Raw genomic sequence first — 12718 nt, 5'->3', positions numbered from 1 at the left:
CGCTCAGTCTGGCACGACCACGGAGCCGTCCGCCCCGGCAGCGCGCTCCGCGGCCGGAGCGTCGGACGGCGCGGTGCCGCCGGACGGCGCGGTGCCTCCGGACGGCGCGGTGCCGTCCGACGGCGCGGTGCCGCCGGGCGCAGGATCGCCGGACGCGGGATCGCCAGACAGCCACGGCGCGGCCCACGGCGCGATGGGGTTCCCCGACCACAGCGACCCGGCCGGCACCTGCTCCCCGCGCATCACGAGCGACGCCGGCCCGACCGTCGACCCCGCGCCGAGCCCCGCCGCCGGCAGGACGACGCTGTGCGGCCCGAGCGTCGCGCCGGCATCGAGCCGGACAGCGTCGAGCTGCATCACCCGGTCGTGGAACAGGTGCGTCTGCACGACGGTCCCGCGCGACACGGTGGCGCCGTCGCCGATCGCCACGAGGTCGGCCTCGGGGAGCCAGTAGGTCTCGATCCACGTGCCGCGGCCGATGCGCGCGCCGAGGGTCCGCAGCCACGCCGCGAGCGCCGGGGTCCCCGTGCACTGCTCCGCGAACCACGGCCGGGCGACGGTCTCGACGAAGGTGTCCTGCACCTCGTTCCGCCACACGAACGACGACCACAGCGGGTGCTCGCCCGCGTCGATCCGCCCGACGAAGGCCCACTTCGCCGTGGTCGACACCGCGGCCGCGACCGCACCGGCGACGATGAGCACCGGACCCGCGAGCAGGACGGTCCAGCCGAGCCCGATCGTCGACCACAGGCCGAGGAGCGTCCCGACGACGCCGAGTGCGATCGCCGCCGACACCATCGGCGCCAGGAGCCGCAGCAGCTCCCAGCAGCCGCGCGCGACCTTGAGCCTCCGCGGCGGCCGGAACGTGCGCTCCTCGTCGAACGTCGTCGTCGCCCGCCGCAGCCGCACGGGCGGGGTCCCGAGCCACGACGAACCGCGCTTGGCCTTCTTCGGCACCGCGGAGAGCACGGCCACCAGGGCTTCGCGGGGGACCGACCGCCCGGCACCCGTCATCCCCGAGTTCCCGAGGAACGCGCGACGACCCACCTTCGACCGACCGATCGTCACCCGACCGCCGCCGAGCTCGTACGTCGCGACCATCGTGTCGTCGGCGAGGAACGCCCCCGACGCGATCTGCGTCAGCGCCGGGATGAGCAGGACCGTCGAGATCTCGGTGTTCCGTCCGACCCGCGCGCCCAGCAGCCGGAGCCACAGCGGCGTCACGAGCGAGGCGTACACCGGGAAGAGCAGCGTCCGCGCAGCGTCGAGCACCCGCTCGGTCGTCCACACCTGCCAGCCGATCCGGCTCCGCACCGGGTGCCGTCCCTCGTGCAGCCCCAGACCGAGCAGCCGCACCGACGCGACCACCAGCACTGCGTAGACGAGCCCGGCGACGACCGTCGCGAGCGGCACCACCGCGAGCGCACGGAGCACCGCCGCCCCGAGGCTCGGCGCCGCACCCACCAGCGCCGCCGTCACCGCGAGTCCCGCCGCGACCCCGACGACGGGCAGCCCGGCCACCGCCACCGAGCCGACCCCGTACGCGACGAGCCAGCGTCGACGGGAGGCGGGTCGTGCCTCCCGGTCGTGCCGAGCCGACCCCACGCGCTCCGCCGGCGAACCCGCCCACCGCTCGCCGTCGGGGACCCGGCCCGTCACCGACGAACCGGGCTCGACCTCGGCGCCGGCCCCCACGTGCGCGCCCGGCAGCAGCGTCGACCGGCTCCGCACCACCGCGTCCGCGTCCACCCGCACCGGCCCGAGCCGGAACACGTCCCCGTCCACCCAGTGCCCCGCGAGGTCCACCTCGGGTTCGATCGACGCCCTGGCCCCCACCCGCAGCATCCCCGTCACCGGGGGCAGCGCGTGCAGGTCCACGTCCCGCCCGATCCGTGCCCCGAGCGCACGCGCGTAGTAGCTGATCCACGGCGCACCGGCCGTCGACGGACCGTCCACCGCCTCCGCGATCCGCTCCGCGAGCCACACCCGCACGTGCACCGACCCGCCACGCGGATGGTCGCCCGGCCGGACACCCAGCAGCAGCAGCCGCGCGAGCAGCACCGTCACCGCCATCTTCCCCACCGGGGTGACGAACACCAGCAGCGCGAGCACGAGCCACGGCCACGGCACCGACGGCAGGAACGGCAACGACGTCGCGTGCAGGACGGTCGACACCAGCGACGCCCACGTCAGCACCCGCAACCCGCGGAGCACCTGCACCGGCAGCCCGAGCACCGTCAGCAGGAACCCCGTCGCCGGGGACACCAGCGCCACCGGCCGTTCCGACGCCTCCGCCGCACCGGAATCGTCCAGCGCCGCGGCCAACGCACCGATCCGGGGATGGTCGTACACGTCCGCCACGGTCGTCGTCGGGAACCTCTCGCGGATCGCCGACACCAGCTGCGCCGCCGTCAACGACCCGCCACCGTGCGCGAAGAAGTCGTCGTCCACACCCGTCACCGGCACCCCGAGGATCGCCGACCACCGCTCCGCGATCCACGCGACCGTCTCCGGCAGGTCCGCGACGTCCGCGACCCCCGGCAGCGGCCACGGCAGCGCCGCACGGTCCACCTTGCCGGACGTCCGCGTCGGCAGCGAGTCCACCACCGCCACCAGCGGCACCAGCGCCGCCGGCAGCTCCTCGCGCAACCGTGCGTTCGCCGCCGCCACGTCCACCGCCCGCCCCGCCACCGGCGCCACGTACCCGACCAGCACCTGGTTGCCCGCCGGCGTCCGCTGCACCACCGCAGCACCACCGGCCACCCCGTCCAACGCCTGCAGCGCCGCGTCCACCTCACCCAGCTCGATCCGCCGACCACCGAGCTTCACCTGGTCGTCCGCCCGACCCTGGAACACCAGCCCCTCGGGCTCGTACCGCACCAGGTCACCGCTCCGGTACGCCCGCTCCCACCCGAGCTCCGGGAACGCCGCGTACTTCTCCGCGTCCTTCGCGGGGTCCAGGTACCGCCCCAGCCCGACACCGCCGATCACCAGCTCGCCGACACCACCCGGCGCGACCCGCTGCCCGGCATCGTCCACCACCGCCAGATCCCACCCGTCCAACGGCAGCCCGATCCGCACCGGTGCAGTCCCGTCCATGAGCGCACCACACGCCACCACGGTCGCCTCGGTCGGCCCGTACGTGTTCCACAGCTCCCGGCCCCGCGACGCGATCCGAGCCGCCAGCTCCTGGGGACACGCCTCACCACCGAAGATCACCAACCGCACCTGCTCCAGCGCGTCGTCCGGCCACAGCGCCGCGAGCGTCGGCACCGTCGACACCACCGTGATCGTGTGCGCGATCAACCACGGCCCGAGGTCCACCCCTGTCCGCACCAGCGACCGCGGCGCCGGCACCAGGCACGCACCGTGCCCCCACGCCAGCCACATCTCCTCGCACGACGCGTCGAACGCCACGCTCAACCCCGCCAGCACCCGGTCACCCGGGCCGATCGGCGCGTCCTGCAGGAACATCCGCGCCTCGGCGTCCACGAACGCCGCAGCACTCCGGTGCGTCACCGCCACGCCCTTCGGCACCCCGGTCGACCCCGAGGTGAAGATGATCCACGCGTCGTCCTCCAGCCGGGGGAGGTCAGCGCTCGCCGCGGGGTCGGTCACCGGCAGGGGCGTGCCCTCGCGGTCGGCGAGCACCCCGCCTGCTCCGATGACCCCCACGACGCCGGCCTCGCCGAAGACGAGCGTCGCCCGCTCCTCGGGGTCGTCGGCGTCGACCGGGACGTACGCGGCGCCGGCCGCCAGCACCGCGAGGATCGACACGTAGAGGTCGCGCCCGCCGGACGGGATGCGGACGCCGACCCGGTCGCCGCGACGGACGCCTCGGCGTGCGAGGTCGTCGGCCTGCGCGTGCACGGCCGCCAGCAGGGCCCGGTAGTCGAGGGTGCCGTCGGGGTCCTCGAGGGCGAGGGCGTCCGGGTGCGTCGTCGCGGTCTCGGTGAGGACGTCGAGGAGGGTCCGGGGTGCAGGCGCGTGTGCGCCGCGTGCGAGCTCGAGCTGCGGGTTCCCGGTGGCGCTGGTCATCGAGTCCTCTCCCTGGTCGTGTGCTGGGCGACCGGGCCGTGATCCTAGGGGGTCGACGTGACGCGTCGGGAAACACCGCTGCGAGCCGTCGCGCGACACGCCTGGTCCGGGAGGGTGCCGGAGACCTGCTACGGTTGGTGACACCCCGGGCCCCCATAGCTCAGGGGATAGAGCACTGCCCTCCGGAGGCAGGGGCGGAGGTTCGAATCCTCCTGGGGGCACAAGGGAAACCCCCACTCACCGAGTGGGGGTTTCGTGGTTTCAGGGGTGACCACAGGACGGCCGGGAGGCACGGGGCGGGGCCGCCACGGGCCTCCAGGCCGGCATCTGGTCGCGTCTACTTCGCGGCCGGCTTCACGACGCCGCGCACGGCGTCCACCACCGGCTGGGCGCCGCCCGGCTCGGTGAAGAGCGTCGACGACGCGGTGATCCAGTACGGGTCCGCGAACGCGTCCGCCCGCCCGACCCCGTCGTCCGCCAGGTCGAAGTACCCCTCGACCGTGTAGGTCGGCACCGATCCGCCCCGCTGGTACAGCGCGTCCTTGAGGTTCGTGAGCGACTTCTCAGGCAGGTCGGCGACGGCGAACGCGATCGTCACGGAGTGGTCCGACACCTCGCGGAACTGGCACGCGCGCCCCCGCTGCTGGACGATCCGGGCCGCCGGTGTGCCCTTCGCGGGCCGGTAGGACTCGACCTGCTCGAACGCCTGGCCGTACACCGCGAGCGACTCGAGGGGGAGCAGCTCCGCGCACGTCTGCGACACGGGCTTCCCGATCGGCGTCGCGGACGGCGTCGGACCCGCTCCGCCGCCGCCGGAGCACGCGGCGAGCACGGCGACGGACGTGGTCGCGAGGACGGCGGCGCTGATCGCCCGGACGCGGCTGCGGGAGGTCATCCGGCCATGATGGCGCATCGTCCGGGGAGGCCCGTGGACGCCGGTAGGATCGACCGCTATGACACCAGCCGAACTCTCCGCCGCGTACCTGTCGATCCTGACGGGGATCGTGGAGCGACGAGGCGCCTCGGACACGGTGACGGTCGAGGAGTCGCACGCGGCCCTCGAACGGCCGAAGAACCGGGCGCACGGTGACTGGGCGTCGAACGCCGCGATGCAGCTGGCGAAGCGCCTCGGGACGAACCCGCGCGAGCTCGCGACCGAGATCGCGGGGGAGCTGACCGAGCTCGACGGCGTGGCCTCGGTCGACGTCGCCGGCCCCGGGTTCATCAACATCACGCTCGACGCGGCCGCCGCCGGCGCGATCGCCAAGACCATCGTCGACGAGGGCGCCGCGTTCGGGCAGGGCGACCTGTACGACGGGGTGAAGATCGACCTCGAGTTCGTCTCCGCGAACCCGACCGGTCCGATCCACATGGGCGGCGTCCGCTGGGCCGCGGTCGGCGACAGCCTCGCCCGCGTGTTCGAGGCGCAGGGCGGACTCGTCACCCGCGAGTACTACTTCAACGACCACGGCGCGCAGATCGACCGCTTCGCCCGGTCCCTCGTCGCGTCGGCGCTCGGCGAGCCCACGCCCGAGGACGGCTACGGCGGCGCGTACATCGGCGAGATCGCGGCGCGCGTGATCGCCACGCTGCCGGCCGGCACCGACCTGCGGGACCTGCCGCGCGACGAGGCACAGGAGCTGTTCCGGCGCGAGGGCGTCGAGTTCATGTTCGCGGACATCAAGTCGTCGCTGCACGACTTCGGCGTCGACTTCGACGTGTACTTCCACGAGAACTCGCTGCACGAGTCGAAGGCCGTCGAGCGCGCCATCGAGCGGCTGCAGTCGCTCGGCAAGATGTACGAGGCCGAGGGTGCGCTCTGGCTCCGCACGACCGACTTCGGCGACGACCGGGACCGCGTCGTCATCAAGTCGGACGGGCAGCCGGCCTACATCGCGGGCGACCTCGCGTACTACCTCGACAAGCGCGAGCGCGGCTTCGAGCGGAACCTCATCATGCTCGGCGCCGACCACCACGGCTACGTCGGCCGCATGATGGCGATGTGCGCGGCGTTCGGTGACGAGCCCGGCACGAACCTCGAGATCCTCATCGGGCAGATGGTCAACCTGCTCAAGGACGGCGAGCCGATGCGCATGTCGAAGCGCAACGGCACGATCGTCACGATGGAGGACCTCGTCGACGCCGTCGGTGTCGACGCCGGCCGGTACGCCCTCGTGCGCTTCGCGAGCGACACCTCGATCGACATCGACCTCGACCTGCTCACGAAGCGGACCAACGACAACCCGGTCTTCTACGTGCAGTACGCCCACGCCCGCACGCAGTCGGTCGCCCGCAACGCCGCCGCGTCCGGGGTCGACCGGTCCGCGTTCGACGCCTCGCTCCTGACGCACGAGACCGAGAGCACCCTCGTCGGGGCCCTCGCCGAGTACCCGCGGGTCGTCCGGCAGGCCGCCGAGCTCCGCGAGCCGCACCGCATCGCGCGCTACATCGAGCAGCTCGCGGGGCTGTACCACCGCTGGTACGACTCCTGCCGCGTGACACCGCTCGGGGACGAGGCCGTGACGGACCTCCACCGCACGCGCCTCTGGCTGAACGACGCCACCGGGCAGGTCATCCGCAACGGCCTCGGCCTCCTCGGGGTGAGCGCGCCCGAGCGCATGTAGCGGGGCGGGGGCGCTGCGCGCCGGAACCAGGTTGCGGACACAGCATCGCGGAAAAGCGTGGTGCTGTGTCCGGAACCTGGTTCCGCCCGCCCGACCGCAGCACCACCCCGCCGCACCCAGCGCACCCGCGGCGGACGCCCACCGGGCGCACGCCGCGCCTCCAGGCAGGCTGACGGTGGGTGCTGGCAGGGTGGGACGCATGACCGCCGCCCCCGCCGCCCGCCCGAAGCGCCGCCGCTGGCCGATCGTCCTCGTCGTCGTGCTCGTCGTCCTCGCCGCCCTCGTGGTGATCGCCGAGTTCGTCCTCCGCGGTGTCGTCGACCGGATCATCGCCCAACAGGTCGAGCAGTCGCTCCCCGAGGGCACCACCGGTCAGGTCGACGCGCACGCGGACGGCATCGTCATCCCGCAGCTCATCGGCGGGACGCTCGACCAGGTCGAGATCTCCTCGCGGAAGATCACGGTCGACGGCATCCCGCTCGCCGCCGACGTCACCGTGCACGACGTCCCCGTCGACGGCAAGGGGGACGTGCGTGACCTCGACGGCACCGTGACCCTCGCCTCGAGCAGCGTCTCCGACCTCGCGAAGTACAGCCCGCTGTTCGAACGCCTGAAGCTCGTCGACGGCGGGGTCGAGCTCTCCGGCAAGACGGCCGTCCTCGGCTACGACATCACCTACGCCGCGCGCGGCGACGTCGTGACGCAGGACGACGGCAAGGGCGTGACGATCACCCCGAAGAGCGTCCGCATCACCAACTCGTCGCTCGGCCTCAAGGTCGACTCGATCCCCGGCGTCACGAACGTCCCGGTCGAGGTGTGCACCGCACGCTTCCTGCCGTCCCAGCTCGCGGTGCGCGACCTCGACATCACGGCACGCGACGCGACCGTCCGCGTCACCGCGGACTCCCTGCCACTCAGCGAGGAGGGGCTGCGGTCCGTGGGGTCCTGCTCGTAACACCGGACGGGAGGCTCCTCACGGCTCGGTAGGATCGGGTCCCGTGAGCGAGAACCCCCTTGCCCCGCCGCGGCTGCGGTTCCCGACGGACGCCTCCGCGCTGACGGCGCGCATCTGGCCCGCGTCTGCGACCCGGACGGACGACGGCGAGCTCGCCGTGGGCGGGATCACCGCCTCGGACCTCGCCCGGCAGTTCGGCACACCCCTCTACGTGGTCGACGAGCGCGACGTGCAGTCCCGAGCCGTGCGCGTGCGGACCGCCTTCTCGGACGCGTTCGGCCGGATCGGCACCCGTGCGCACGTCTACTACGCCGGCAAGGCGTTCCTGACGACCCAGGTCGCCGCGTGGATGGCCGAGGCGGACCTCCGCGTCGACGTCTGCACCGGCGGGGAGCTCGCGGTCGCCCTGGCCGGCGGTGTCGACCCGGGGATGCTCGGCTTCCACGGCAACGACAAGTCCGACGCCGAGATCGCCCGCGCCGTCGAGGTCGGGGTCGGCACGATCGTCCTCGACAGCCACGAGGAGGTGCAGCGCGTCGCCCGGGCCGCCGCCGACGCCGGTGTCGTGCAGCGCGTCCGCATCCGGATCAACAGCGGCGTGCACGCCTCCACGCACGAGTACCTCGCCACCGCCCGCGAGGACCAGAAGTTCGGCATCCCGCTGACCGAGGCCGAGCAGGCCGCGGCGGCGGTCCGCGCGGAGCCCTCCCTCGCGTTCGTCGGCCTGCACTCGCACATCGGCTCGCAGATCTTCGACGAGTCCGGCTTCCGCGAGGCCGCCCGGCGCCTCATGGACGTGCACGCAGCGCTCGTGGCCACGGGGCCGGTGCCGGAGCTCAACCTCGGCGGAGGATGGGGCATCGACTACACCGAGGCCGACTCGGCGTTCGCGCCCGAGGACGTCGCCGAGGCCCTCGCCACGATCGTCGCCGAGGCCTGCGCGGAACGCGGGATCCCGGTGCCCGAGATCGCGGTGGAACCCGGTCGGTACATCGTCGGCCCCGCCGGCATCACGCTCTACTCCGTCGGCACGATCAAGCCCGTGACGCTGGAGCTCGACGCGCCCGTGTCCGAGGCGACCGCGACCCGCACGTACGTGTCCGTCGACGGCGGCATGAGCGACAACGCCCGCCCCGCGCTGTACGGCGCCGACTACACCGCCCGTCTCGCCCGGAGCTCGGACGCGCCGGCGGTGCTCAGCCGGGTCGTCGGCAAGCACTGCGAGAGCGGCGACGTCGTCGTGCAGGACGAGTACCTGCCGGGCGACGTGCGCCGCGGCGACCTCCTCGCCGTCGCCGCGACCGGTGCCTACTGCTGGAGCCTCGCGAGCAACTACAACCACGTCGGTCGCCCGCCGGTCGTCGCCGTGGCGGACGGCACAGCCCGTATCCTCGTCCGGGGCGAGTCGATCGACGACCTGCTCGCCCGTGACACCGGGGTCGTCCCCGCACCCGGCCCCGGCCGGTGACACACCCGAACGACAGGAACCACCCCCAGATGATCGAATACCGCAACGTCCGCGTCGCCCTGCTCGGAGCCGGCTCGGTCGGGTCGCAGGTGGCGCGGCTCCTCCTGGAGCACGGCGACGAACTCGCCTCGCGTGCCGGCGCCGGCCTCGAGCTCGTCGGGATCGCCGTCCGCGACACCGAGGCGGAGCGGGACGTCGACCTGCCGAAGGACCTCTTCACGACCGACGCCGAGTCGCTGATCCTGGGCGCCGACATCGTCGTCGAGCTCATCGGCGGCATCGAGCCGGCGCGGACGCTCGTCCTCCAGGCGCTGCAGTCCGGCGCGGACGTCGTCACGGGCAACAAGGCGCTCCTCGCGACCCACGGACCGGAGCTCTTCGCCGCCGCCGAGCAGGTGGGTGCGCAGCTCTACTACGAGGCCGCCGTCGCCGGGGCGATCCCGATCATCCGCCCGCTGCACGACTCCCTCGCCGGTGACCGCATCGTCCGCATCATGGGCATCGTCAACGGCACCACGAACTTCATCCTCGACCTGATGGACCGCCAGGGCGCGACGTTCGAGGACGCCCTCGCCACCGCGACCGAGCTCGGGTACGCCGAGGCCGACCCGACCGCCGACATCGAGGGCTACGACGCCGCGCAGAAGGCCGCGATCCTCGCCTCGCTCGCGTTCCACACCTCGGTGCCGCTCGTCGCCGTCCACCGGGAGGGCATCACCGCGATCACGATCGACCAGGTCCGCGCGGCCCGGAAGGCCGGCTACGTCGTGAAGATCCTCGCGACGGCCGAGCGCCTGACCGACGAGGACGGCCGCGAGGGCGTCTCCGCTCGCGTCTACCCGGCGCTCGTGCCGGAGTCGCACCCGCTCGCGAGCGTGCACGGCGCGAAGAACGCCGTGTTCGTCGAGGCCGAGGCCGCTGGTGACCTCATGTTCTACGGCGCCGGAGCCGGCGGCGTCGAGACGGCCTCCGCCGTCCTCGGCGACCTCGTGTCCGCCGCGCGCCGACACGTCATCGGCGGCCCCGGCGTCGCCGAGTCGACCCAGGCGGACCTGCCCGTGTTCCCGATCGGGACCGTGCGCACCCGCTACCAGATCACGCTCCACGTCGCGGACGCCCCCGGTGTCCTGTCGACGGTCGCGGGCGTCCTGGCCAAGCACGGCGTCAGCGTGGAGACGGTCGAACAGACCAGCGCGCTGCAGACGGACGCTCCCGGTGCCGACCGCACCGGTGCGACCGCGACGCTCGTCATCGGCACCCACCTGGCGCGCGAGTCCGACCTCGCCGACACCGTGGTGGCGCTCCGCAACGAGGACGTCGTCGCCGAGATCACCAGCGTGTTGCGGGTCGTCGGCGGCTGAGCCGCACGCACCCCCACGCACCCGAACAGCACACCGATACAAAGGGGAGCCTGATGGCCCACCAGTGGCAGGGAGTCCTGCGCGAGTACGCCGACCGTCTCGACGTGACCGAGGCGACGCCCGTCGTCACCCTCGGCGAGGGCGGCACCCCGCTCATCCCGGCGCGACGGCTCTCCGAGCGCACCGGGGCGGACGTCTACGTCAAGTTCGAGGGCATGAACCCGACGGGTTCGTTCAAGGACCGCGGCATGACGATGGCGATCTCGAAGGCCGTCGAGCACGGCGCCAAGGCCGTCATCTGCGCCTCGACCGGCAACACGAGTGCGTCGGCCGCCGCGTACGCCACGCACGCGGGCATCACCGCCGCGGTGCTCGTCCCCGAGGGCAAGATCGCGATGGGCAAGCTCAGCCAGGCGATCGCGCACGACGGGCAGCTGCTCCAGGTGCAGGGCAACTTCGACGACTGCCTCGACATCGCGCGCGACCTCGCGGCGAACTACCCGGTGCACCTCGTCAACTCGGTGAACAACGACCGCATCGAGGGCCAGAAGACCGCTGCGTTCGAGGTCGTCGACGTCCTCGGTGACGCGCCGGACTTCCACTTCCTGCCCGTCGGCAACGCCGGCAACTACACGGCGTACTCCCGCGGCTACCGCGAGGACGTCGCCGCCGGTCGTTCGTCGAAGCTCCCGCGCATGTTCGGCTTCCAGGCCGCAGGCTCGGCCCCGATCGTCCGCGGTGAGGTCGTCCCGAAGCCCGAGACGATCGCGTCCGCCATCCGCATCGGCAACCCCGCCTCGTGGCAGTACGCCCTCGACGCGCGCGAGGAGACCGACGGCTACTTCGGCGCCATCTCCGACGAGGCGATCCTCGCCGCGCACCACATCCTGTCGGCCGAGGTCGGCGTCTTCGTCGAGCCGGCCTCCGCGATCGGTGTCGCCGGGCTCCTCGAGCGCGCTGATGCCGGTGTCCTCGGCAAGGGCGCGAAGGTCGTCATCACGGTGACCGGCCACGGCCTGAAGGACCCGCAGTGGGCCCTCCGCACCGAAGACGGCGGCGAGGTCCAGCCCACGGTCGTGCCGGTGGACACGAAGTCCGTCGCCGACGTGCTCGGACTGGTCGGCGCCGAGTGAGCACGCACCGCTCGTCCGGACCGGGGGAGGGCGCGACCGCCCAGCACGCTGTACCGGCTGGACGGGCGGTACGCGTCCGGGTGCCGGCGACGTCGGCGAACCTCGGGCCGGGGTTCGACTCGCTCGGGCTCGCGCTGTCGCTGTACGACGAGGTGACCGTGCGTGTCCGGCCGGAGCCCGGTGCGACCGTGACGGTCGAGGGCGTCGGTGCCGGCGAGGTCGCCACGGACGACACCAACCTCGTCGTCCAGGCCGTCCGCCGAGGGCTCGCGGCCGGTGGCGTGACCGAACAGCCGGGTCTCGAGCTGCACGCGGTCAACGCCATCCCGCACGGCCGCGGACTCGGGTCGAGCGCGGCGGCGATCGTCGCCGGACTCATGGCGGCGCGGGGTCTCCTCGCGGGGGTCGTCGACCTCGACGCCTCGACGCTCCTGACGCTCGCCACGGAGATGGAGGGGCACCCGGACAACGTCGCGCCGGCGCTCTTCGGCGGCCTCACCATCGCATGGATGACCGCGGACGGGCCGGCGTACAAGCGGCTGCTCGTGCACCGCGGCGTCTCGCCGGTGGTCTTCGTGCCGACCTCGACGCTGTCGACCAAGCTCGCACGGTCCCTGCAGCCCGCGAGCGTGCCCCACGAGGACGCCGCGTTCAACGTGTCGCGGTCGGCACTCCTCGTCGCGGCACTGATCCAGAGCCCCGAGCTGCTCCTGGCGGCGACCGAGGACCGTCTGCACCAGGCGTACCGGGCGAGCGCCATGCCCGAGACCGACGCGCTCATCGGGCTCCTGCGGCAGCACGGGCTCGCGGCGGTCGTGTCCGGGGCCGGCCCGAGCCTCCTCGTCCTCGGCAGCGATCCGGCGCAGCGGCTCACCGCGGCGGACCTCGTGACGCGACACGCGGAGTCGGACTGGCGCCCGCTCATGCTGGCCGTGGACCTGGGTGGTGCTACAGTGGCAGCGCACTCGGCGCTCCAAGCCGATCCCGCATAGGCAGCAGGAACGATCCTCGCCGGTGCAGGATCCGGTGCGCGGGGGCAATCTCTTTCTGATCACCGTTTCCCGGTCCGTCGTCTGAACGACGGTCAGTGCACCCCTGTGCATCCGGGGCGGTGGAAACTCTCCGCGTTCTGCGGTTCG

At 73.1% G+C, this 12718-nt stretch carries 8 protein-coding genes and 1 tRNA gene; 7 read left to right on the top strand and 2 right to left on the bottom strand.

Annotated elements, in window-relative coordinates:
* Positions 1-3 precede the first annotated feature (3 nt).
* Positions 4-4038 carry a Pls/PosA family non-ribosomal peptide synthetase gene (locus ACRQ4C_RS10220; protein WP_439688578.1) on the bottom strand — a complete coding sequence of 1345 codons (4035 nt, stop codon included), beginning with the start codon at positions 4036-4038 and terminating at the stop codon, positions 4-6.
* Between the two features lie 149 nt (positions 4039-4187).
* Between ACRQ4C_RS10220 and ACRQ4C_RS10215 the strand changes: the two genes are divergently transcribed.
* Positions 4188-4259 (top strand) — tRNA-Arg (locus ACRQ4C_RS10215).
* 116 nt (positions 4260-4375) lie between these two features.
* Here the strand turns inward: ACRQ4C_RS10215 and ACRQ4C_RS10210 are convergent.
* Positions 4376-4933 (bottom strand): hypothetical protein, encoded by a 558-nt coding sequence (locus tag ACRQ4C_RS10210; RefSeq protein WP_439688577.1) that lies wholly within the window; start codon positions 4931-4933, stop codon positions 4376-4378.
* 58 nt (positions 4934-4991) lie between these two features.
* On the opposite strand from ACRQ4C_RS10210, the gene argS reads away from it, so the two are divergent.
* The 6 genes from argS (at position 4992) to thrB (ending at position 12571) form a co-directional block, all read left to right on the top strand.
* Entirely contained in the window at positions 4992-6662 is a 1671-nt protein-coding gene (gene argS / locus ACRQ4C_RS10205; RefSeq protein ID WP_439688576.1) for an arginine--tRNA ligase, read from the top strand.
* Between the two features lie 199 nt (positions 6663-6861).
* On the top strand, positions 6862-7617 hold the full coding sequence (locus tag ACRQ4C_RS10200) for an LmeA family phospholipid-binding protein (RefSeq protein WP_290131562.1): 756 nt from the start codon (positions 6862-6864) through the stop codon (positions 7615-7617).
* Between the two features lie 43 nt (positions 7618-7660).
* Entirely contained in the window at positions 7661-9085 is a 1425-nt protein-coding gene (lysA, locus tag ACRQ4C_RS10195) for a diaminopimelate decarboxylase (protein WP_439688575.1), read from the top strand.
* A 29-nt stretch (positions 9086-9114) separates the two neighbouring features.
* Positions 9115-10446: a homoserine dehydrogenase gene (locus ACRQ4C_RS10190; protein ID WP_439688574.1), complete on the top strand. Its 1332-nt coding sequence runs from the start codon at positions 9115-9117 to the stop codon at positions 10444-10446.
* A 53-nt stretch (positions 10447-10499) separates the two neighbouring features.
* Complete coding sequence (gene thrC, locus ACRQ4C_RS10185) at positions 10500-11579, top strand: threonine synthase (protein ID WP_439688573.1); 1080 nt, start codon at positions 10500-10502, stop codon at positions 11577-11579.
* Positions 11580-11659: 80 nt separating this feature from the next.
* Entirely contained in the window at positions 11660-12571 is a 912-nt protein-coding gene (thrB, locus tag ACRQ4C_RS10180) for a homoserine kinase (protein WP_290131566.1), read from the top strand.
* The last annotated feature ends 147 nt before the right edge of the window (positions 12572-12718 follow it).

The sequence above is a fragment of the Curtobacterium sp. SP.BCp genome (genome assembly GCF_051903255.1).
In the GTDB taxonomy this organism is placed as follows: domain Bacteria; phylum Actinomycetota; class Actinomycetes; order Actinomycetales; family Microbacteriaceae; genus Curtobacterium.
The sequence above is the reverse complement of the archived record's forward strand: the minus strand, read 5'-3'. Positions and strand labels throughout refer to the sequence as shown.

What these genes read in the sequence shown, in the direction of transcription:
- ACRQ4C_RS10200 (WP_290131562.1), top strand. Translation starts at nt 6,862, where the DNA reads ATGACCGCCGCCCCCGCCGCCCGCCCGAAGCGCCGCCGCTGGCCGATC.
- ACRQ4C_RS10190 (WP_439688574.1), top strand. Translation starts at nt 9,115, where the DNA reads ATGATCGAATACCGCAACGTCCGCGTCGCCCTGCTCGGAGCCGGCTCG.
- ACRQ4C_RS10210 (WP_439688577.1), bottom strand. Translation starts at nt 4,933, where the DNA reads ATGACCTCCCGCAGCCGCGTCCGGGCGATCAGCGCCGCCGTCCTCGCG.
- argS (WP_439688576.1), top strand. Translation starts at nt 4,992, where the DNA reads ATGACACCAGCCGAACTCTCCGCCGCGTACCTGTCGATCCTGACGGGG.
- ACRQ4C_RS10220 (WP_439688578.1), bottom strand. Translation starts at nt 4,038, where the DNA reads ATGACCAGCGCCACCGGGAACCCGCAGCTCGAGCTCGCACGCGGCGCA.
- thrC (WP_439688573.1), top strand. Translation starts at nt 10,500, where the DNA reads ATGGCCCACCAGTGGCAGGGAGTCCTGCGCGAGTACGCCGACCGTCTC.